15 protein-coding genes, 1 tRNA gene and 1 pseudogene are annotated in these 21,983 nt (G+C 74.2%); 6 read left to right on the top strand and 11 right to left on the bottom strand.

What is annotated here, in order from left to right:
• Positions 1-16: 16 nt before the first annotated feature.
• A complete protein-coding gene (locus tag ACLJOU_RS27210) occupies positions 17-895 on the top strand; it encodes an alpha/beta fold hydrolase (RefSeq protein WP_410571059.1) in 879 nt (292 codons plus the stop codon).
• Here ACLJOU_RS27210 and ACLJOU_RS27205 read toward each other — a convergent pair.
• Complete coding sequence (locus ACLJOU_RS27205; RefSeq protein WP_410571058.1) at positions 886-1,659, bottom strand: SDR family NAD(P)-dependent oxidoreductase; 774 nt, start codon at positions 1,657-1,659, stop codon at positions 886-888. The two genes, ACLJOU_RS27210 and ACLJOU_RS27205, sit on opposite strands and share 10 nt — an antisense overlap.
• A gap of 125 nt (positions 1,660-1,784) precedes the next feature.
• Here ACLJOU_RS27205 and ACLJOU_RS27200 point away from each other — a divergent pair, with 125 nt between their 5' ends.
• A complete protein-coding gene (locus ACLJOU_RS27200) occupies positions 1,785-2,624 on the top strand; it encodes a helix-turn-helix domain-containing protein (protein ID WP_410571056.1) in 840 nt (279 codons plus the stop codon).
• On the opposite strand, the gene ACLJOU_RS27195 is transcribed toward ACLJOU_RS27200, so the two are convergent.
• From ACLJOU_RS27195 to ACLJOU_RS27185, 3 genes are all read right to left on the bottom strand, one after another.
• Positions 2,621-4,345, bottom strand: a complete 1,725-nt coding sequence (locus ACLJOU_RS27195) for a SelB C-terminal domain-containing protein (RefSeq protein WP_410571054.1) — start codon at positions 4,343-4,345, stop codon at positions 2,621-2,623. The genes ACLJOU_RS27200 and ACLJOU_RS27195 overlap by 4 nt on opposite strands.
• Complete coding sequence (gene selA, locus ACLJOU_RS27190) at positions 4,336-5,628, bottom strand: L-seryl-tRNA(Sec) selenium transferase (RefSeq protein WP_410571052.1); 1,293 nt, start codon at positions 5,626-5,628, stop codon at positions 4,336-4,338. Before selA ends, ACLJOU_RS27195 begins: the two co-directional genes overlap by 10 nt.
• A tRNA-Sec gene (locus ACLJOU_RS27185) sits at positions 5,628-5,722 on the bottom strand. The genes selA and ACLJOU_RS27185 overlap by 1 nt, the downstream gene beginning before the upstream one ends.
• 54 nt (positions 5,723-5,776) lie before the next feature.
• On the opposite strand from ACLJOU_RS27185, the gene selD reads away from it, so the two are divergent.
• The 3 genes from selD to ACLJOU_RS27170 all read left to right on the top strand — a co-directional run bounded on the left by selD (position 5,777) and on the right by ACLJOU_RS27170 (position 7,661).
• A complete protein-coding gene (gene selD / locus ACLJOU_RS27180) occupies positions 5,777-6,769 on the top strand; it encodes a selenide, water dikinase SelD (protein WP_410571051.1) in 993 nt (330 codons plus the stop codon).
• A gap of 68 nt (positions 6,770-6,837) precedes the next feature.
• On the top strand, positions 6,838-7,050 hold the full coding sequence (locus ACLJOU_RS27175) for a DUF2795 domain-containing protein (protein ID WP_410571049.1): 213 nt from the start codon (positions 6,838-6,840) through the stop codon (positions 7,048-7,050).
• A 44-nt stretch (positions 7,051-7,094) separates the two neighbouring features.
• A complete protein-coding gene (locus ACLJOU_RS27170) occupies positions 7,095-7,661 on the top strand; it encodes an isochorismatase family protein (RefSeq protein WP_410571048.1) in 567 nt (188 codons plus the stop codon).
• 461 nt (positions 7,662-8,122) lie between these two features.
• Here ACLJOU_RS27170 and ACLJOU_RS27165 read toward each other — a convergent pair whose 3' ends face one another.
• On the bottom strand, positions 8,123-8,458 hold the full coding sequence (locus tag ACLJOU_RS27165; protein ID WP_410571047.1) for an antibiotic biosynthesis monooxygenase family protein: 336 nt from the start codon (positions 8,456-8,458) through the stop codon (positions 8,123-8,125).
• Between the two features lie 135 nt (positions 8,459-8,593).
• Between ACLJOU_RS27165 and bla the strand changes: the two are divergent.
• A pseudogene (gene bla, locus ACLJOU_RS27160) lies at positions 8,594-9,519 on the top strand (class A beta-lactamase).
• Here bla and ACLJOU_RS27155 read toward each other — a convergent pair.
• The 6 genes from ACLJOU_RS27155 to ACLJOU_RS27130 are packed head-to-tail and all read right to left on the bottom strand — an operon-like array spanning position 9,516 to position 21,975.
• Positions 9,516-10,130: an NAD(P)H-dependent oxidoreductase gene (locus tag ACLJOU_RS27155; protein WP_410571045.1), complete on the bottom strand. Its 615-nt coding sequence runs from the start codon at positions 10,128-10,130 to the stop codon at positions 9,516-9,518. The pseudogene bla and the gene ACLJOU_RS27155 sit on opposite strands and share 4 nt — an antisense overlap.
• Positions 10,127-11,068, bottom strand: coding sequence for a TauD/TfdA family dioxygenase (locus ACLJOU_RS27150; protein WP_410571043.1), 942 nt, complete (start codon positions 11,066-11,068; stop codon positions 10,127-10,129). Before ACLJOU_RS27150 ends, ACLJOU_RS27155 begins: the two co-directional genes overlap by 4 nt.
• A complete protein-coding gene (locus ACLJOU_RS27145) occupies positions 11,065-12,327 on the bottom strand; it encodes an ATP-grasp domain-containing protein (protein WP_410571041.1) in 1,263 nt (420 codons plus the stop codon). Before ACLJOU_RS27145 ends, ACLJOU_RS27150 begins: the two co-directional genes overlap by 4 nt.
• Entirely contained in the window at positions 12,324-13,586 is a 1,263-nt protein-coding gene (locus ACLJOU_RS27140; protein WP_410571039.1) for an ATP-grasp domain-containing protein, read from the bottom strand. Before ACLJOU_RS27140 ends, ACLJOU_RS27145 begins: the two co-directional genes overlap by 4 nt.
• Entirely contained in the window at positions 13,583-18,991 is a 5,409-nt protein-coding gene (locus ACLJOU_RS27135; RefSeq protein ID WP_410571037.1) for an amino acid adenylation domain-containing protein, read from the bottom strand. Before ACLJOU_RS27135 ends, ACLJOU_RS27140 begins: the two co-directional genes overlap by 4 nt.
• On the bottom strand, positions 18,988-21,975 hold the full coding sequence (locus ACLJOU_RS27130; protein WP_410571035.1) for a non-ribosomal peptide synthetase: 2,988 nt from the start codon (positions 21,973-21,975) through the stop codon (positions 18,988-18,990). Before ACLJOU_RS27130 ends, ACLJOU_RS27135 begins: the two co-directional genes overlap by 4 nt.
• Positions 21,976-21,983 lie beyond the last annotated feature (8 nt).

The raw sequence follows: 21,983 nt of genomic DNA, 5'->3' as shown, positions 1-21,983 counted from the left end.
GTTTCCGGGGGTAGCCGTGTTCGAAGGCTTCACGCTCGACCGCGTCGATCTCGGCGAGGTGACCCTGCGGGTGCGCCACGGCGGCTCCGGGCCGCCGGTCCTGCTGGTGCACGGGCACCCGCGCACCCACACGACGTGGCACCGCGTGGCCCCGCTGCTGGCCGGCGGGTTCACCGTCGTCTGCCCGGACACCCGCGGGTACGGCGAATCCGGCAAACCGCCGACCGACGAACACCACACGCCCTACAGCAAACGCGTCATGGCGGCCGACTGCGTCGCGCTGATGCGGCACCTGGGGCACGAGGAGTTCTTCGTGGCGGGGCACGACCGCGGCGCGTACGTGGCGACCCGCCTGGCCCTCGACCACCCGGCCGTCGTCCGCGGCGCGGCGATCCTCGACGCCGTCCCGATCGGCGAGGCCCTCGCCCGCTGCGACGCGCGGTTCGCGCGGGAGTGGTACCACTGGTTCTTCTTCGCCCAGCCGGAGAAGCCCGAGCGGGTGATCACGGCCGACCCCGACGCCTGGTACGACGTCGGCACGCGCAACACCCCCGAGCGGCTCGGCGAGGAGAACTTCGCCGACTTCCACCGCGCCATCCACGACCCGGCGACGGTGACCGCGATGCTCGAGGACTACCGCGCGGGCCTGGGCGTCGACCGCGCCCACGACGACGCCGACCGCGCCGCCGGGCGGCGGATCACCTGCCCCACCTTGGTGCTCTGGTCCAGCGACGACGACATGGAAGACCTCTACGGCGATGTCCTCGGCGTCTGGCGGCCGTGGGCGGCCGACCTGCGCGGGCACGCGATCGAGTCCGGGCACCACGTCGCCGAGGAGAACCCCGAGGCGCTCGCCGCCGCGCTGACGGAGTTCTTCGGCGGGCTTCAGCGGTAGCGGGAGGCGAGTTCCGGGCTTTGCGCGCCGAAGGCGGCCAGGTCGGCCCGGAAGACGGCCTCGAGCAGGCCGGCGTCCTCGACGCCCGGGGCGGTGACGACTTCGCCGAGCTCGAACCCGCGCAGGGACGCGGTCACAACGTCGGCGGCGCTCATGCGGGGCACCGCGCTCAGGTCGAGGCCCTGGCGCTCGTGGAACTCGGTGGCGACGACACCCGGGCACAGCACCTGCACCCGGACCCCGGTGCCGGCCAGCTCGGCGTTCAGCGTCTGGGACAGGGCCACGAGGTAGGCGAGCGAACCGGCGTAGACGGCCCGCCTCGGCATGACCGACGCATCGGCGGGGCCGCTGAACGCGATCATCCCGGCCACGTTGACGATCTTTCCCTCGCCGCGTTCCTGCATGCCCGCCACTGCGGCCCGGGTCAGCATGGTGGGCGCGGCCACCTTGACGTGGACGAGTTCGGCGGCCTTGGCGGCGGGCAGCTGCGCGAGCGGCATGTAGTGGGCGACCCCGGCGTTGTTGACGAGCACGGTCAGCGGCTCGGTGGCGCAGAGGGCGGCGACCGTCTCGACGCCTTCGTCGGTGCCCAGGTCCGCGACCACGGTCCGGACCCCGATGCCGGTGTGGGCGGCGGCGAACTCGGCGAGCCGGTCCTCGCGGCGGCCGGTGACGATCAGGTCGTAGCCGTCGGCGGCCAGGCGGTCGGCGAACGCCCGGCCGATGCCGGAGGTGGCGCCGGTGACGAGGGCGAGCTGGTGCATGGGTTCGGTCCTTTCCGGAAGTTCTGCCACCACGATCGGCCCGGAGCGCGCGGGCCGGAAGTGTCCGGTTTTCCTGGGACGGGCAGTACCAGGACAAGCGGCCGTCCGGCTTGCACAATCGAGGCATGGCGAACACCGCACTCGGCACGGCCCTGCGCCACTGGCGCGACCGTGTCTCCCCGCAGGCGGCCGGCCTGTCCGCGGGTGGCCGCCGCCGGGCCGCCGGGCTGCGCCGCGAGGAGCTGGCCCAGCTGGCCGGCATCTCCGCCGACTACGTCGTCCGGCTGGAACAGGGCCGCGCGACGAGCCCGTCGGCCCAGGTCGTCGAGGCGCTGGCCCGGGCCCTGCGCCTGACGTCGGACGAGCGCACGCACCTGTTCCGCCTGGCGGGCCTCGCTCCCCCGGGCCCCGGCACGGTCCCGCGGCACATCACGCCGGGCGTCCACCGCATGCTGGACCGTCTCGCGGGCACCCCGGTCGCCGTCTTCGACGCGGCGTGGAACCAGCTGCTGGCCAACCCGCTCCACACCGCCCTGATGGGTGAATGGCACGGCAGCGACCGCAACGGGGTGTGGCGCAACTTCCTCAACCCGAACAGCCGAGTGCGTGACACACCCGAGTCTCGCGCCGCCCTGCAGGCGGCGTTGGTGGCCGACCTGCGCCGCACGGCCGGGCAGTACCCGGACGACCCGGACCTGCGGTCCCTGATCGCCGACCTCCGCCGCCGCAGCCCCCGCTTCGCGGAGATGTGGGAGTCGGGCGCGGTCGGCCGGCACGAAGCGGCCCGCAAGACGATCGACCACCCGGACGTCGGCCCGCTGACGCTGGACTGCGACGTCTTGAGCGTCGCGGGGAGTGACCTGCGGATGATGGTGTACACGGCGGAACCGGGCAGCGAAGCGGCCGACCGCCTGGCGCTGCTCGGCGTGATCGGGACGCAGTCCCTGGTCGGGGAACGGCCTTAGCCGGTCGTGCGGCGGGTGCCGTCGCCGAGGGGTTCGGTGTGCCCGGCCGCGTCCAGGCGTTCCAGCAGCGGGATCATCACGCGGCGGGTGCTGTCGAGGGCCTGGCGCGCCTCCGACACCGTGAACGGCTGCGGCAGCCCGCGCAACTGCGCCGCCGCCAGCTCGGCCACGTCCGGGCCGAGGACCACCCCTTCGGCGACCGCCGTCAGCCGGCCCAGGCGGACCGCCGCCGCCAGCTCGCGGCGGCCCAGGCCCAGTGCGCGCAGCTCGTCCGCCTCCGGGGCGCGGAACGGGTGCTCGGCGAGCCGCTTCGCGACCACGTCCAGCGCCTTCTCCACGGCCGGGGCGAGCCCGGCGCCGGGGCGGCGGACCAGGCCGCCCGACACCTCGAAGCCGGTCCCCCGCACCACGGGGACGACCAGGTCCGGGGCGGGCAGCCCGAGCCGCTGCCGCAGCGCTTCGACCGGCACGCCCGCGGCCGTGCTGTCCCACGAGCCCACGACTTCGGCCGCCCGGGCGCGCAACGCCGTGAGCCGCTCCTCGTCGGCGTACCACTCGCCCAGACGCTCCCCCGTCGCGCTCAGCCCCATCGCCGTGAAGTCCCCGGCCCGCACGAAACCCTTGCGGCGCAGGTACGTCCGGGCCAGGTCCGGACCGGCCAGCTCGCGGCCGCGGGCGCGCGCCGCGCCGCGGCGGGACAGCGGGGGCGGGTCGACGTCGAGGACGTCGAACCCGGCGGCGATCCGGTGCTTGCCCGGATCGCGCACCAGGCCGCGGTCCCCCGTGCGCAGCGGCAGCGGGCTCGCCGTGGCGAGGCGCGCGGTGTCCGTCCCGAGTGGACGGACGCGCACCGGCACGGCCGCGGTGCCCAGGTGCAGCACCAGCTCGCGGTGCAGGTCCGCGGCCGCCACGCCGCGCAGCCGGACGTCGAACTCCGCCGTGGTGCGCCACCGGCCCGGCGTCAGCAGCACGTCACCGCGGCCGACGTCGCCGCGGGCGGTACCGCGCAGGTTCACCGCGACCCGGGCCACGGCGCCGACGCGGGCCCGGGGTTCGCCCAGAGCCTGCAGGCCGCGGACCTTGACCCGCGACGACCCGAGCAGCAGCTCGTCGCCCGTGGCGATCGTGCCCGCGGCCAGCGTGCCCGTGACGACCGTGCCCGCGCCGGAAACCGTGAAGGCGCGGTCGATCCACAGCCGGACGTCGGCGCCGGGGTCCGGCGTGGGCAGCCCGGCGGTCAGGTCCGCGATCGCCGCGCGCAGGCGGTCGAGACCCGCGCCCGTGGTACCGCTGACCGCGACGCTCGGGACCGCGCCCAGCGACGTCGCCGCGATCTCCTGCCGGGCGAGCGCCGTGGCGGCGGCCGGGTCGGCGCGGTCGGCCTTGGTGACGACGAGCAGGCCGCGGCGGACGCCGAACGCGTCCAGCGCCGCGAGGTGCTCGGCCGACTGCGGCATCCAGCCTTCGTCGGCGGCGACGACGAACAGCACCGCCGGGGCCGGCCCGGCGCCGGCGAGCATGTTCGGCACGAACCGCTCGTGCCCCGGCACGTCCACGAACGCGACGTCCTCGTCGCCGATCCGCGTCCACGCGAAGCCGAGGTCGATGGTGAGGCCGCGGCGGCGCTCCTCGGCCCACCGGTCCGGCTCCATCCCGGTCAGCCGCCGCACCAGCGTGGACTTGCCGTGGTCGACGTGCCCGGCGGTGACGATCACCCGCATCGGCGCACGGCTTCCCGCAGGTTCGCGTCCTCTTCCGGCCGCACGGTCCGCAGGTCCAGCAGGCAGCGGTCCTTGACCACCCGGCCGGCCACCGCGGGCTCGCCCGTGCGCAGCGCGGCCGCGTACCGGGCGGGCAGGCTCACCGCGACGCTGGGCAGCTCGACCCCGGGTGCGCCCCCGCCGCCGACGGCCGCCACCGACCCGACGACGCGGGCATCGACGTCCTCGACGTCCCCGAGGGCCTTGACCAGCGCTTCGGCGCGTTCCCGCAAGCTCGCCACGGACGCTTCGAGCGCGGCGCGTACCGGGGGCACCGGCCCGCGCAGCGTCGCTTCGAGGGCGGCGAGAGTCAGCTTGTCGACACGCAGGGCCCGCGCGGCCGGGTGCCGCCGCAGCCGTTCGACGACGCCCGCGTCCCCGAGCAGCAGGCCGGCCTGCGGGCCGCCGAGCAGCTTGTCCCCGCTCGCGGTGACGACCGTGGCGCCCGCCCGCAGCGCGCTCGCCGCGTCCGGCTCGTCGGGCAGCAGGGGGTGCGGCGCGAGCAGGCCGGAGCCGATGTCGGCGACGAGCGGCACGCCGAGGCCGGCCAGCTCGCCGAGTGTCGCTTCCGCAGTGAACCCGGTGACGCGGTAGTTCGAGGGGTGGACCTTGAGCACGAAGCCGGTGTCCGGGCCGATCGCCGCGGCGTAGTCCCGGATCGAGGTCCGGTTCGTGGTGCCGACCTCGCGCAGCCGCGCCCCGGCCGATTCCAGCAGGTCCGGGAGGCGGAAGCCGTCGCCGATCTCGACCAGCTCGCCCCGGCTGACGACGATCTCGCGGCCCGGGGCCAGCGCGAGCGCGCAGAGCAGCAGGGCGGCCGCGTTGTTGTTGACGACGTGGACCGCGCCGGCGTCCGGCACCGCCGCCTCCAGCGCCGCCAGTGCGCCGCGGCCGCGGCGGGCCCGCTCGCCGGTCGCGAGGTCGAATTCGACGTCGGTGGCGCCGCCGGCCGCGGCGAGGGCGTCCAGCGCGGCGGGCGACAGCGGGGCCCGGCCGAGGTTGGTGTGCACGACGACGCCGGTCGCGTTGACCACCGGCCGCAGCGAGGACGCGCTCGCCGGCAGCCGCGCGAGCACGGCGTCGGCGACGTCGCCCGGGGCGATCTCGCCGGCCCGCGCCGCCCGCTGGACGTCGTTGACCACCGATTTCACCAGGTCCCGGCCGAGCGACCCGGCGGCCTTGGCGATCCGGGGCTCGGCCAGGACCGCGTCGGTCCGCGGGATCGCGCGGCGCGGGTCAGGCATGGCGGAGGCGGACGGGAATCGAACCCGCCAGCGGCAGAACCTGCCGTTCGACGGTTTTGAAGACCGCGCCGGTCACCAGGCCGGATACGCCTCCCTGCACCATGGTGGCCATCCTGCCAAGGATGCCGCCGGCGGGCAGGATGAGGGGGTGGGTTACCGACTGACGCAGTACGCGCACGGCGGCGGGTGCGCCTGCAAGATCCCGCCCGGCGAACTGGAAGCGGCCGTGGCCGGCCTCACCGGAGCCGCGCCCGTTTCGCCGCCGGGAGAGCTGCTCGTCGGGCTCGACACCGGCGACGACGCGGCCGCGGTCCGCATCTCCGGGGACACCGCGCTGATCGCCACCACGGACTTCTTCACCCCGGTCGTCGACGACGCCTACGACTGGGGCCGGATCGCCGCGGCCAACGCGCTCTCCGACGTCTACGCCATGGGCGGCACGCCGGTGGTCGCGGTCAACCTGCTCGGCTGGCCGCGGGAGACGCTGCCGTTCGAGCTCGCGGCCGAGGTCCTGCGCGGCGGCCTCGACGTCTGCGGCGAGGCGGGCTGCCACCTGGCCGGCGGCCACAGCATCGACGACCCGGAGCCGAAGTACGGGCTCGCCGTCACCGGCGTCGCGGATCCCGCCCGGCTGCTGCGCAACGACGCGGGCCGCGCGGGCGTGCCGCTGACGCTCACCAAGCCGCTCGGCATCGGCGTGCTCAACTCGCGGCACAAGGCCACCGGCGAACGGTTCGAGCAGGCGATCGACGCGATGACGACGCTGAACGGGCCGGCGTCGCGAGCCGCGCTGGCCGCCGGCGCCACCTGCGCCACCGACGTGACGGGGTTCGGCCTGCTGGGGCACCTGCACAAGCTGGCGCGCGCGAGCGGCGTCACGGCGAGGCTGGACCCGGCGGCGGTGCCGTACCTCGACGGCGCGCGGGAGGCGCTGCGCGACGGGTACGTCAGCGGCGGCACGCGGCGGAACCTGGACTGGGTGCGCCCGCACGCCGACCTGTCCCGGATCCCGGAGGACGAGGCGTTGCTGCTGGCGGACGCGCAGACGTCGGGCGGCCTGCTGGTCGCCGGGGAGCTGCCGGGCCACCCGGTGATCGGGTCACTGGAACCGCGGTCGGCGCACACGATCGTCGTGGGCTGAGTTTTCGTCGTTTTCGTCCCGGCCGCCGCGGGTACGCCGGGGTGGCAAGAACGATCAGGAGGTGTGCGATGCCCGCTCCGGACCGGACCAGCCTCGAGCAGCACCTGTCCGAGACCGAGTACCCCTGCGGCCGCGACGAGCTTCTGCGCCGCGCGGCGGCCGCAGGCGGCGGCGACGGCGTGCTGGGCTCGCTCGGCGGGCTGCCGGACAACGACCGGTACGACAACTTCGACGCGGTGTGGGAAGCGGTGTCGGCCAAGCACATCGGCGGGGCGCCCTGATCGCGGGCTCGGGAATTGTCGGTGCCGGTGGCTAGGGTGGCGCCATGACCACTTTGACCGGCCGGCCGAACACCGCCCTGCTCGTCGTCGACGTGCAGAACGGCGTGATGGAGACGGCCCACGACCGCGAACCCGTCCTGGCCAACCTCGTCACGCTGGTGGAACGCGCCCGCGCGGCGGGCACCGACGTGGTGTGGGTCCAGCACACCAGCGACGAGCTGCCGCGCGGCAGCCGGACCTGGGAGTACGTCCCGGAGCTGGTGCGCGCCGAGGCGGAACCGCTGGTGCACAAGGAGTACGGCGACTCGTTCGAGGCGACCGACCTCGAGGAGGTGCTGGCCGCCCGGGGCATCGGCTCGCTGGTGGTGGCGGGTGCGCAGACGGACGCGTGCATCCGGTCGACCCTGCACGGAGCGCTGGCTCGGGGGTACGACGTGGCGCTGGTGGCGGATGCGCACACCACGGAGGATCTTTCGGCTTACGGGGCACCGCCGCCCGGGCAGGTCATCGCGCACACGAATCTGTACTGGAAGTACCAGACCGCGCCGGGGCGGACCGCGGGGACTGTGGAGACCGCGGAGGTGGACTTCGGGGTGAAGGCGCCGGTCTGAGGGGTTGCCGGGCTGGGACCGCGGGGTTGGCTGCGAGTCTCGCCGGGGAGCGCGCGGCCGGTGGGCGTGGGGCCGGTGGGTATAGCACTGTGCCCGGCGGCGCTGGTGGAAGGCCCTGGGCCGATCGCCGGGGCGAAGCTGTGGCCGCACCCGACGGCCGGGCTCGCGGGGCGCCGGGTGCGGCCGCGCGCACAGAGCTGCCGGGTGGCCGTGTCTGCGGGGCACCGGGCATGGCCGCGCGCACAGAGCTGCCGGGCGGCCGGGCCTCGGGGCGCCAGAATCGGCCGCGCGCACAGCGCTGCCGTGCGGCCGCGACCGGGCAGCCGGGCCTGCAGGGCCACTGGCGCTAAGCCGACCATGGCGGGGGACACCTGCGGCCTCCGCCGGGCGTGCGGGCAGCCAAGGGGCGGTGAGCCACCTTCGTCCTGGCGGCCATGTCCGATGCCGTGCGGCGGCCCCCCTTACTCCTCGCCCCGGTCGAAGCCGTACGCGCGCTCCACTCTGGCCACCTCGATGTGGTACCTCGTGTACCACTGCTCCCGGCCTCGGCGCTGGGCCTCCAGGTGCTCCGGATGCTGTTTCCACGCCGAGATCGACTCTGCGTCGCGGTAGTACAGCACCGTCAGGTCGCGGCCCTGCGCGTCCGTTTTCGACTCGCGGCCCAGGTATCCCGGCTGGGCTCGGCCCAGCTCCGCCATGCGCTCGTCCATGGCCGCGTAGCCGTCGAGGTCGGTCGCGTCGAGGGCGCTGGTGATGATCACCGCGTAGTACGGGGGTTCGGGTCTGGTGAACGACACCGCCGGAGCCTAAGCCGCCTTCCCCGCGCCCCCAACCGGTTTTCCCGCCGGCACCGGACCGCGCCTTCCCCGTCTTGGACGGCAGGGACCGCGACCGTGAACACTGCGAGAGATCACCTCGAAAGGAAGCTCCTCGTGCCGCTCCCCCACGCCCGGCGGGCCGCGCTCGCCGCGCTGGTCCTCCTGCCGCTCACCGCCTGCGCCGCCGAACCGCCGACACCGACGCGCCGGCCACGACCGCGCCGCGGACGACCTCGCCGCCCGCGACCGCGGCCGTCGCGTCGCCGGACTTCGCTCCGCTCGAGCGGGACTTCGACGCCCGCCTCGGCGTCTACGCCCTGGACACCGGCTCCGGCCGCGAGATCGCCCACCGCGCCGACGAACGCTTCGGCTTCGCCTCGACGCACAAGGCGTTCTCCGCCGCGGCCGTCCTCCAGCGCACCAGCCTCGACGGGCTCGCCGAGAACCTCACCTACACGCGCGCCGATCTGCAGCCGAACTCGCCCGTCACCGAACAGCACGTCGCCACCGGGCTGCCGCTGCGCGACGCGATCGACGCCGCCCTGCGCTACAGCGACAACACCGCCGCGAACCTGCTGTTCCGCGCACTCGGCGGACCCGCCGGGCTCGCCCAGGCGCTGCGCGGGATCGGTGACACGACCACCCACGTCGACCGGATCGAACCCGGGCTCAACGACCTCGCACCCGGCAACGTCCGCGACACGAGCACGCCGCGCGCGATGGCGGGCAGCCTGCGCGCCTTCACCCTCGGTGCCGCCCTGCCGCCGGAGAAGCAGGCCGTCCTAGTCGACATGATGCGCGCCAACACGACCGGCGGCGCGCTGATCCGGGCGGGGACGCCGGCGGGCTGGACCGTCGCCGACAAGACCGGCACCGGCAGCTACGCCACCCGCAACGACATCGCCGTCGTCCGGCCGCCCGGGCGCGCGCCGATCGTGCTGGTCGTCATGTCCAGCCGGGCGGCCGAACACGCCACCCACGACGACCGGCTGATCGCGCAGGCGGCGAAGCTGGTCTTCGACGCCCTGCAGAGGAGCTAACCGAAGAGCCGCCGCACCTCCGCCGAGACGTCGTCGAGCCACTCCGCTCGCCGGGCCGCGTCGGCGTCGCCGACCACGCGCAGCACCAGCCGGCTCACCTCCGGCTCTCCGAGGTAGGGCGCGAGGCAACGCCGCCAGATCGCGTCCAGGGGGTCGCCGAACAGCGTCCGCTCCCGGTCCGCCGTCGTGTCGGACGTGTTCACCACGAGCAGGCGCCGCAGGGACAGCAGCGATTCGGGCGCGCCGCCGGCGTCGTCGAGGCGGTACGCCACCCCGGGCACGAGGATCCGGTCGAGCCAGCCGCTGAGGATGGCGGGCGGCTTGCCCCACCAGTTCGGGTGAATCGCGACGAGGCCGCCGGCGGTGCTCAGCTCGTCGCGGTGCCGCCGCACCAGCGGGTCCGGTTCGGCGGCGAGGAACTCCTCCGCCCGGGACCCGCTGGTGTACGCCTCTTCCGCGGTCAGCACCGGGTCGAACCCTTCGGCGTACAGGTCGTGGAACCGCACCGGCACCCCGGCCCGGGCCAGCGTGTCGGTCACTCGCGCGGCGAGCGCGTGGTTGAAGCTGCCCGGCCGCGGGTGCGCGAGCAGCACCACCACCGGTGCGGTCATCCCGTCATCGCCACCAGGATGCGCCGCTTGCCGGTGAACGGCTCGCGCCCGTGGGCCATCAGCATGTTGTTGATCACCATGATGTCGCCAGTCTGCCACGGGAACGCGTAGCTGACCTCGTCGTACACCTCGCGGATCCGCTCGAGGTCGGCGAGCGGGATCGGGCTGCCGTCGGCGAAGTAGGCGTTGCGCGGCAGGTCCTCCTCCGGGTACAGCTCCAGCAGCGCTTCGCTGACCTCTTCGCCGAGGCTGGACACGTGGAAGAGATTGGCCTGGTTGAACCACACGGTGTCCCCCGTGTGCGGTTCCGCCACGAAGGACGGCCGGACGTGCCGCGTGCGCAGCCCTTCCTCGGTCCATTCGAAAGTCTGCCCGTAACTCGCGCAGTACTCCTCGACGGCCGCGCGGTCCTCGGTCTGGAACGCCTCCTGCCAGGTCAGCCCCAGCCCTTCGCGGAACGCCCGGGTGTAGGTGACGCCGTCCGCGAACCGCCCCCGCAGGTCTTCGGGCAGCAGGCGGAACATCGCGCGGCTGTCCGCGATCGGCGTCGCGCCGCCGGTCTCCGCGGCGGTGTCGCACAGGAAGAACAGCCGCGCCGGCCAGCTCGCCGAGTAGGAGTTCTCGTTGTGCATCGGGATCGACTCGGCCGGCGGGTACTCCGTCGAGGTGTAGATGTTGCCCGCCACCGCCGAGCGCGGCGTCGACCGCTCGGTGTAGGTGAGCAGCGCGCCGCCGATCGTCTCGGTGACGCGGTTGAACAGGCCGAGGTCGGCGGGCAGGCCGCGCAGCAGGACCGCGCCGTGGTCGCGCAGGTGCGCCTGCAGCCGCGGCAGGTGCGCCTCGACCGCGGCGAAGTCCGCGGCCGGGAACACGGCGATCCGGGTGTGCTCGTTGCCCTGCAGTTGCTCCAGCGAAGCCCCGGACGGCAGAGCGGTCATGCTTCCTCCAGTTCGAAACGGACGAGTTTGGTGGCCTCGGCGTGCAGCGCGGCCAGGTCGTCGACGTCGGCGAACCCGGCGACGAGGACGTTCACGGCGTAGATCTCCTGGTCGTCGGTGAGCACCTGGCCCGGGGAAACGATGGTGACGACGTCGAGCACCTCGGGCAGGTCCGCGACCTCGCCGGTGCCTTCGACCCGCACCAGCCGCCCCGCGCCTTCGGCGTAGACGACCAGGTACCCGACCGGCACCGGCAGCCCGGTACCCCGCGCCGGCGGCGGTGTGCCGAGGGCGAGCGAGACCGCTTCGGCGCTGACGTCGATGCCGGTGGCGAGCTTCAGCAGCGCGGGCTGCGCTCCCCCGGCGGGCCGGCCGGCGTTGACCTCGACGACCACCGGCCCGAGCCGTTCGTCGTCGATGACCTCGACGTGCGCGCACGTCCGGTCGAGCCCGAGGGCGAGCACCGCGTCGGCCGCGGCCCCCCGGATCGCCGCCGCGCGCTCCCCGGACAGCCCGAACGGCGGGCACACCATGGCGAGCTCGAACTTCCGCTCGTCGATCAGCGGCTTGCCGACCACGGTGACGGTCTCCGCAGCGCCGTCGCGGACGAGGACGTCCACCGCGTACTCGGGCCCGTCGAGCAGTCCTTCGACGAGGAACACCCGCAGCGGGTCGAGGCCGCCGGGCAGCAGCCGGTGGTAGCGGGCGTCCGCGTTCTCCGGCAGCCGGGTGGCCAAGACCTGGTAGGCCGCGACGAGATCATCCACAGTGGACACCGTGCGGACCAGGGTGCTGGCGGCGCCGTTGACCGGCTTGACGATCGCCGGCAGCCCGACCCGCTCGGCGATCGCCGCGGCCTCGGCCGGGTCGGCGAACAACGCCGCCCGCGGCCCCGGCAACCCGGCCTCCGCCAGCTTTTCCCGGACGGCGAACTTGTTGTGCGCCACCGTGAACACCGACGCCGGGCCGCGCGCGACGCCGAGCTCCTCGGCGATCCGGGCGGTGCTCGCGATGATCCCCTCCGCCGCGGTGAGCACCGCGGCGGGTTCCCGGTCCCGCAAGGCGTCGGCGACGGCCGACACGTCCCGCACGTCCTCGACGACGACGAACCCGTCCACGACCGGGTCCAGCACGGCCCGCTCGGTGTCGTCCAGCGGCTCGGTGACGAGCTCGGCCCGCCACCCTGACGCCCGGACGGCGGCGGCGAAGTCGCCGATCCAGTGCCCGCGCGTCTCGCGGACGATGAACGCGGTCTTCACGCGACCTCCAGCCGGATCAGCTTGCTCGCTTCGGCGTGCAGGGCCGCGAGGTCTTCGTGGTCGGCGAATCCGGCGACGACGAGGTTGACCGCGTACGTCTCCTGGTCGTCGGTGAGCACCTGGCCGGGCGAGACCGTCGTGACGACGTCGACGACCTCGGGCAGCGCGGCGACCTCGTCGAGGCCGCCGATGCTCCGCAGCGTGCCGGAGCCCGCCGCGTAGAGGATCAGCATCGCCAGGGGGATCGGCAGTTTCGCCGGCTCGCGCGCGGGCGGCGGCGCACCCAGGGCCAGGGCCGTCAGCTCGGCGAACACGTCGATGCCCGTGCGCAGCTTGGCCAGCAGCGGCATGATCGACCCCGCCGGCCGGCCCGCGTTGACCTCGACGATCGTCGGGCCACGCCGCTCGTCGTCGATCACCTCGACGTGCGCGACCGTGTTGTCCAGGCCCAGCGCGAGCACCGCCGAAGACGCGGCCGCCGTGACCAGCGCGGCCCGCTCGGCGGACAGTCCCGCCGGGGGGCAGGACAGCGCCAGCTCGAACTTGCGCTCGTCGATCAGGGGCTTGTCGAGGATCTCGATCGGCTCGACGACACCGTCGCGGACCAGCACGTCCACGGCGTACTCCGGGCCGGCCAGGAAGCTCTCGACCAGGAAGGTCGCCGACGGGTCCAGGGACCCGAGCCGGCGGTGGTACCGCGGATCCGGCGAGGAAGGCAGCCGGGTCGCCAGCAGCTCGTACGCCGCCGCCAGTTCGTCCACGGTGGACACCGTGCGCACGAGGTTGCTGCCGGCGCCGTTGACCGGCTTGACGATCGCGGGCAGCCCGACCCGCTCGGCGACGGCCGGCGCTTCGGAAGCCGACGAGATCAGCGCGGCCGCGGGGCCGGGCAGCCCGGCCGCGGCCAGGGCCTCCCGGACGGCGAACTTGTCCGCGCACCGGGCGAACACGGCGGCCGGGCACCGGGCGACGCCGAGCAGCTCGGCGACCCGGGCCGTGCTCGCGATGGCGCCGTCCGAGCCGGTCAGCACGGCGGCGGGCGTCCCGTACGCCGAGCGGATCGCAGCGGCGACCGCCGAAGCGTCGTAGACGTCGTCGACCGCCACCACCTCGTCCACCAGCGCGGCGAGCGACGCGCGCTCGGCCGCGTCCACCGGCGGTGCGAGCAGCACCGCGCGGTGGCCCGCCGCGTGCACCGCGGCGGCGACCTCGCCGACCCAGTGCCCGCGGGCTTCCCTGATCAGGACCACGACGCTCACGCGGCCTCCTTCCCGGCGAGCCTGCGCTCGCGTTCCTGCGCGCCGACGAGGTCGTCCGGCAGCGAGTCGGGGACTTCGGTGTCGAACCGGCGCAGCAGCCGCACGCCGAACCCGCCGGCGTTGATCAGCAGGAGGATCAGCGCGTAGACGACGTAGGCGAGCCCGACGCCACGGCCTTCGCCGGTGCCCAGGACCGTGCCGACCGACCCGGCGAGGGCCCCGCCGGGCGCGAGCAGCGGCGAGAACCAGCCGACGGCCAGCGGCGCCAGCACCGCGAACCCGATCGGCAACGTCGACCAGGTGATCGTCTGGTTGATCGCGAAAACCCGGCCGTGGTAGCGCTGCGGCACCTTGACCTGCACCAGCGTCGCGTAGATGCCCTGCGACACCGCCATCGCGGCGGCCAGCAGGAACACCCCCGCCGCGACGACGAGCAGCGACGGGCGCAGGCCCATCACCAGGCTGCCCAGCGCGATGCCGACGTTGCCGAAGAGGACGCCGACCATCCGCCGGTGGCGCGGCCCGCCCCACAGCGCCATGCCGATGCCGCCGGCCACCGCGCCGATCGCCTCGGCCAGGGCGACCTGGGCGACGTCGGTCACCGTGCCGAAGGACAGCACCAGCGGCGAGACGAGCACCAGGGCGGGCGCCAGGAAGACGTTGGCCAGCGCGAAGTACAGCAGCATGGTGCGGAAGCCGCGGTGGTGCCACGAGTACTTCAGCCCGCCCGCGATCGCCGTCAGCAGCGGTTCGCGCGGGCGCCAGCCCAGCAGGTCGGGGAACCGGACGAACAGCAGGCTGACGACGGCGAAGGCGTAGCTCGCCATGTCCAGGACCAGGATGCCGGACAGCTGGATCGCGGCGAGCAGCCCGGCGGCGATCACCGGCATGAGCAGCTGCGCGAAGCCGTTGGACAGCTGGGCCAGGCCCATCGCGTGGCCGAGGTACTGCTTCGGCACCAGCTGCGCCACCGACGACTGGTAGGCGATCCGCTGGATCGACCCGGCGACCGAACCGAGCGGGATCAGCACGTAGAGGAACCACAGCTGCAGGTGCCCGGCCGTCAGCAGCAGCGCGAGCGCGAGCTGGATGACACCGGCGACCGCGCTGGCCGCGATCATGATCCGGCGGCGGTCGCCGCGGTCGACCAGCGCGCCCGCCACCGGCAGGACGAGCACGCCGCACAGCAGGGCGAGGGCCCAGAGCAGGCCGAGGTCGGTGACCGAGCCGGTCTTCGTGTAAAGCCAGATGGGCACCGCGAACGACGTCAGCGCGGAGCCGGTCGAGGAAACGAGCTGGCCGACGGTGACCGTGACGAACCGGGCCATGCTCGGCTGCACCGCGGCCTTCTCGTCCACTGTGGACTCGTGCGTGTCGTGCACGGCCCAGCCCGCGTCTTCACCGCGGGCCGAAACGTGCAGGTCACCCGGATCGTCGAGCGCCGGGTACACCCGGGTGAGGATTTCGGCAAGCTCCTCGGCGCGGTAGCGGAGGAAGAAGTGTCCGGCCTGGTCCAGCACGACCAGGGCGGTGCGGTCGGTGAGGAACTCCCATTCGCGGTAGCGCTCGGCGTAGTAGTCGGTGACCGGGTCCTCCGAGCCGACGACCGAGACGATCGGCGCGCGCAGCTTGGCCACGCGGGCGTCGAGCAGGCCGCTGAAGTACTCCTCGGCGGCGCGGCTGTCGGCGCGCATGTTGCTGATGATCCGGTCGGCCTGGGCCGGGTCGAGGTCGTCGGTGTCGACACCCATGCCCTTGAGCCAGTTCGCGTAGTACCGGTTGCTGCGCAGCTTCTCCAGCCGGGTGCGCAGGGTGCCGACCGCGCCCTTGATCCGGGCGAACGGGAAGATCGCGCCGATGTGGACGACCTCCAGTTCGCGGCCGCGCTCTTCCAGGCGCCGGGCGACGCCGACGGCGAGCGCGTTGCCGACGCCGCAGTGGCCGTAGATGGCGAGGGGGCCGTCGATGCGCTCGAGGACCTCGTCCGCCAGCCGCTCGACCAGCTCGTCGAACGGCACCGCCTCCTCGGAGAGCCCGACGTCGTGGCCGGGGATCGCCACCGAGAACAGCGAGTAGCCGCTCGGCAGGGCGTCGGCGAGGGGCTGGTAGACGATCGCGCTGCCGCCGCCGTACGGGAAGCAGACGTAGGTGAGCGTCGGCTTCGCGACCGGCTTGGTCAGCTCGTACAGCAGGCGGCCCGAGTCGTCGCGGTCGCCGGCCAGGAACACCGCCAGCGCGCGGATCGTGCGGTGCTGGAACAGGTCCATCACGCCCGCCTGGTGTCCCGCCTTCGCGATCCGCGCGACGACCTGGGTGGCGAGCATCGAATGCCCGCCGAGGTCGAAGAAGTCGTCGTCGACGCCGAGTTCGTCGACCTTGAGGACGTCCCGCCAGATGTCCGCCAGGAGGACTTCGAGCGGCGTGGACGGCTCGACCAGGGCCGTGCTCGCGTCGCGGGCCGCGACCGGCGCGGGCAGCGCCTTGCGGTCGAGTTTGCCGTTCGGGGTCAGCGGCAGGGCGTCGAGGGTGACGAACGACGGCGGCACCATGTAGTCCGGCAGCGTCTCCTTCAACGCCGTCCGCAGCACGCCCGCGTCCGCCTCGCCGACCACGTATCCGACCAGCCGCTTGTCCCCCGGCGTGTCCTCTCGGACGAGGACCACCGCGTCGGCGACGCCGGGCTGCTCCCGCAGGCGCGCCTCGATCTCGCCCAGCTCGATGCGCAGGCCGCGCAGCTTGACCTGGTGGTCGAGCCGGCCGAGGAACGCGATCGTGCCGTCCGGGCGCCACCGGGCGAGGTCGCCGGTGCGGTACATCCGGCCGTCGGCAGAAGCGCCGAACGGGTCGGGCACGAACCGCTCGGCCGTCAGCTCCGGCCGGTTGTGGTAGCCCAGCGCCAGCCCGGCGCCCGCGATGTGCAGCTCCCCCGGCACGCCGACCGGGCACGGGTGGCCGTGCCGGTCGAGGATGTGGATGCGCAGGTTGCGGATCGGCGCCCCGATCGGCACGGACGCGACCTCGGCGAGGGCTTCGGGCGTGCAGTGCCAGGCGGTGACGTCGATCGCGGCCTCGGTCGGGCCGTAGAGGTTGTGCAGTTCGCAGTGCGGCAGCCGCCGGACGAACTCGCGGGCGGTGCCCAGGGGCAGTTCCTCGCCACTGCACACGACCCGCCGCAGCGCCGTCACCGATTCGACGCCGGGCTCCGCGAGGAACAACGTCAGCATCGACGGCACGAAGTGCGCGGTCGTGATCCCTTCGCCGACGAGGAGTTCCCGCAGGTAGGCGGCGTCCTTGTGGCCGCCGGGCTCGGCAAGCACCAGGCGGGCGCCGGTCATCAGCGGCCAGAAGAACTCCCACACCGAGACGTCGAAGCTCGCCGGGGTCTTCTGCAGCACCGCGTCCGAGCCGTCGAGGCCGTATGCCCGCTGCATCCAGTCGAGGCGGTTGACGATGCCGCGGTGCCCGTTCGGGACGCCCTTCGGCCGCCCGGTGGAGCCGGAGGTGTAGATGACGTACGCCGGATCGTCCGCGCTCGCCAGGGGTTCCACGGGCGTGCCCGGTCCGGTCAGGTCGTCCAGGACGACCACGGCCGCGTCGCTCGCGGGCAGCGTGTCGCGCAGCGCGGCCTGGGTGAGCACGACCGGCGCGGCCGCGTCTTCGAGCATGAACGCGAGCCGGTCGGCCGGGTACTCGGGGTCGAGCGGCACGTACGCGCCCCCGGCCTTGAGCACCCCGAGCAGCGCGGCGACGAGCTCGAACGACCGCTGCGCGAAGACGCCGACCAGGGTGCCCGGTCCGACGCCGAGGTCCCGCAGGCGGTGGGCGAGCCGGTTGGCGCGCTCGTCGAGCTCCCGGTAGGACAGCGATTCGCCGCGGAAGGTCAGCGCGGGCGCGTCCGGCGTGCGGGCGGCCTGCGCTTCGACCAGCGAGTGCAGCGTGCCCGGCGGGATCTCGCCCGCGGTGTCGTTCCACCGGTGCACGACCAGGTCGCGCTGCTCGCCCAGGATGTCGAGTTCGGACAGCGGCCGGGTGGGGTCGGCGACGATCGAGCGCAGCAGTGTGACCAGGCGCCCGGCCATGCCGGCGACGGTCTCCGCGCCGAAGAGCGCCGTGTTGTGCACGAACTTGCCGATGATGCCGGACTCGATTTCGATCGCGTGGAACTCGAAGTCGAACCGGGTGGCGGGCAGGTCCATCGGCAGCCAGCGGAAGTCCACTTCGGACGTCCCCGCCGCGCCCAGCCGGCCCATCTCGTAGTTCTGCAGCACGAACATCGCCTGGAACACCGGCGAGCGGCTGACGTCCCGGGGCACGCCGAGGGCGTTCACCAGGCGCTCGAACGGGACGTCGGCGTGCTCGAACGCGTCGAGCACGTGCCGCCGGGTCCGGGCCAGCAGCTCGGCGAAGGGGGGATCGCCGTCGAGCTGCGCGCGCAGCGGCAGCATGTTGATGAACATGCCGACGACGCCCTCGAGCTCGGGCAGCCCGCGCCCGGCCGACGACGACCCGACCGCGAAGTCGTCCTGCCCCGAGTACCGCGAAAGCAGCACCTGGTAGGCGGCCAGGAGCGTCATGAAGAGCGTGACACCGTGGTCGCGGCTCAACGCGCCGAGCGCGCGGGCGAGGTCCTGCTCGACGAAGAACTCGTGGATGGCACCGTCGAACGTCTGGGTCGCCGGCCGCGGGTGGTCCGTCGGCAGTTCGAGGGGTGCCACGCCGTCGAGCGCGGCCCGCCAGTGGTCGAGCTGGCGGTCCAGTTCGGCGCCGGTCAGCGTCCGGCGCTGCCAGTGCGCGAAGTCGCCGTACCCGATGGACAGCGCGGGCAGCGCGGCCGCCGTGCCGTGGTAGTGCGCGGCGAGGTCGCGCAGGAGCAGGTCGACCGACCAGCCGTCGCCGACGATGTGGTGCGTGCACACGGCGAGCAGGTGCTCGTCGTCGGAGATCCGGGCCAGGGTCGCGCGCAGCAGCGGCCCGGTGGCCAGGTCGAACGGCTCGGCCGCGGCGGCGTCGACGGCCGCACGGGCCGCCTCCTCGCCACCGCAATCCACCATGGACAAGGGAACGGCGGCGACCGGTTCGATGTGGACGGACGGCTGCCCGTCCTCCCCCGCCGGGAAGCGCATCCGCAGGGCCTCGTGGCGGGCCGGGAGGGCGTCGAGCGCCGCCTGCAGCACGCCGAGATCGAGCCGGCCGCTGAGCCGGATCGGCACCGGGATGTGGTACGACGTGGTCCCGGGAGCGAACTGCTCCATGAACCAGACGCGTTCCTGCTGGTAGGACAGCGGGACGGGGTCGCCGTCCGGCCGCCGGCTGATGGTCGCGGCCGGCTCGGCGCGCCGCCGCAGCCGCTGTTCGAGCAGCGCGCGGCGCGCGGCCGCCCGGCCGGTTTCGTCGATCGTCGTCACGCCGGCCCGCCTTCGGCCAGCTGGGCCTGGACCTCTTCGTCGCTGAGCTGGTCGAGGTCGGCCTCCAGGCGGCGCTCGACCTCGGCGGCGAGCTCGGCCACCGTGGTGAACGAGAACAGCCCGCGGACCGGCAGGTCGACGCCGACCTGCTTGCGGATCCGCACCATCGCCCGGATGGCGAGGAGCGAATTGCCGCCGTGGGCGAAGAAGTCGTCGTGCACGCCGAGCTTCTCCACGCCCAGCAGCTCGCCGAGCACCTCGGCGACCAGCTCCTCGGCCGCGGTGCTCGGGGCCACGTACTCCGCCGCGCCACCGAGCTGCGGGTCCGGCAGGGCGGCCCGGTCGAGCTTGCCGCTCGCCGCGACCGGCAGCGCGTCCAGGGTGACGAACACCGTCGGCACCAGGTACTCCGGCAGGGTCGCCCGCAGGGCGTCGGCCGCGCCGTCCGCGGTGCCGACGACGTACCCGACGAGCGTGCCTTCGCGGACGGCGACCGCCGCGTCCCGGATCCCCGGCAGCTCCTTCAGGGCGGCCTCGACCTCGCCCGGCTCGATCCGGAACCCGCGCAGCTTGACCTGGTCGTCGGTCCGGCCGAGGTAGTCCAGGGTGCCGTCGCGGCGCCAGCGCGCGAGGTCGCCGGTGGCGTACATCCGCCCGAACGGACCTTCGGGGAACCGCTGCGCGGTCAGCTCGGGCAACCCGAGGTAGCCGTGGGCGAGCTGCGCGCCGGCCAGGTGGAGCTGGCCGGCGACCCCGGGCGGGACCGGCCGCAGCCGGTCGTCGAGGACGTAGGCGCGGGTGCCGGGGATCGGGCGGCCGATCGGCACCGGCCCGGTGACCGGCCCGTCGAGGCGGTGGGCGACGCAGCCGACCGTCACCTCCGTCGGCCCGTACTCGTTCGTGACGGCGATCCCGGAGAACGGCTGCACGGCCTCGCCCAGCAGCGCTTCGCCGCCGAGCACCAGATCGCCGGCCGGGTGGGACTCCGCCGGCAGGACGGCCAGGTGCGTCGGGGTGGCCTTGACGAAGTCCGGTCGTCCCGAGTCCACAATGGACCCGCCGGCGGTGAGCGGGCCGAGCAGCGTCGTGACGGTCAGGTCGAACGACGCCGACGTGTGCAGCAGGGCGCGGCCGGCCAGGCTCGGGTACGCCTGACGCGCCCAGCCGAGGTAGGTGGCGAGCGCACGGTGCCCGACCTGGACGCCCTTCGGCCGCCCGGTCGAGCCGGACGTGTAGATGACGTAGGCGATGTCGTCCGGGGCCGGTCGCGCGGGATTCTCCTCGGGCGAGTCCGCCCAGGCCGCCGGGTCGTCGAGCGCGAGGGTGTCCCCCTCGAGAACCACGTCCCCGGCGGTGAGCACCACCCGCGCTCCGGCGTCGGCCAGGATGAGCGCCTGCCGCTGGGCGGGGTTGGCCGGATCCAGCGGGACGTAGGCCGCGCCGCTCTTCAGCGCACCGAGGATGCCCACGATCAAGTCCGCGGAGTTCGGCGCGCAGATCCCGACCACGCCGCCACCGCCGAGGCGGTGCGCGACGCGGTTGGCCCGCGCGTTCAGTTCGGCGTAGGTCAGCCGGACCCCGCCGAGGTCGACGGCGACGGCGTCGGGGGTCGCCCGCACCCGGTCTTCGAAGCACGCGACGACCGACGGGGCGTCCTCGGTGGCCGAACCGCTCCACTCCTCGAGGACCTGGACGCGCTCGGCCTCCGACAGCAGCGGCAGGTCCGCCACCGCGACCGCCGGGTCCGCGACCGCGGCCGTCAGCAGCCGCAGGAACCGGTCGGCCATGGCCTCCGCGGTGGCCCGGTCGAACAGGTCGGTGCGGTAGAGGAGCCGGCCGCCGACCGCGGTCAGGTCGATGGCGACGTCGTCCTTCGCCGTGGCGTAGCGGACCGGCTCGATGCCCGAGTCCGGGATGAAGTTGAAGCCGAGCTGGTAGACCGCCTGCACGCTCGGGTCGCGCTCGGGACGGACCTCGTCGGCGACCAGCTGGAACGGCACCCGGCCGTGCTCGATGGCGTCCAGCACCGCGGTCCGGACGCGGCCCACCAGCTCGGTGAACGGCCGGTCGCCGTCGCAGTCCACCCGGATCGCGAGCTGGTTGACGAACATCCCGATCAGCGGCGCCAGCTCCGGCAGGTCGCGGCCCGCGACCGGCACGCCCACCACGATGTCGGCCGAACCGGACAGCCGGGACAGCAACGCCGTGTAGGCGGCCAGCAGCACCATGAACGGCGACGCCGACACGCCCCGGCCGACCTCGCCGACCCGCGCGAGCAGGCCGTCGGGCAGGGCGAAGTCGACCTGGTCGCCGGCGAACCCGAACTCCGCGGGCCGCGGCCGGTCGGTGGGCAGGCCGTGCACCGGCGGCAGGCCGGCCAGCCGGTCGCGCCAGTAGTCCAGCTGCGGCCGGACGGCCGCCAGCTGGCCGCGTTGCCAGGCCGAGTAGTCGGGGTACTGGATGGCCAGCTCGGGCAGCTTCGGCAGCCGGCCCTCGGCGGCCGCGTTGCACGCTTCGTCGAGTTCCTTGCCCAGGACGACCGCCGAGCCGGCGTCGAACACCGTGTGGTGCACGACGAAGGTGAGCAGCCAGTCCGTGTCGGCCAGCCGGCACAGCTGCGCACGCCACGGCGGCGCGGTGTCCAGCGGGATCGGGCGGCGGGCGATCGCTTCCGACAGCTCGGTCGCGCGGGTTTCCCGGTCCGGGTCGTCCCGCAGGTCGTGCACCTCGAAGTCGATCGGGACGTCCTGGTGCACCACCTGGACGAGGTCGCCGCCGTCCATCCGGAACGTCGTCCGCAGGGCTTCGTGCCGCCCGACGACCACGCCGAGCGCGGCCCGCCACTGTCCCTCCGTGAGCGGCAGGTCCTGCCGCACCTGGCACGGGAGGTTGTACACCGGGGACGCCGGGTCGAGCTGGTTGGACAGCCAGATCCGCTCCTGCCCGAACGAGGCCGGGAACGTCCATTCCTTCGTGTCGGTCATGTCTCCTG

This window comes from Amycolatopsis sp. cmx-4-61 (genome assembly GCF_046548775.1).
Lineage (GTDB): Bacteria > Actinomycetota > Actinomycetes > Mycobacteriales > Pseudonocardiaceae > Amycolatopsis.
Note: the sequence above shows the minus strand (reverse complement) of the source record. Positions and strands in the feature narration are given on the sequence as shown.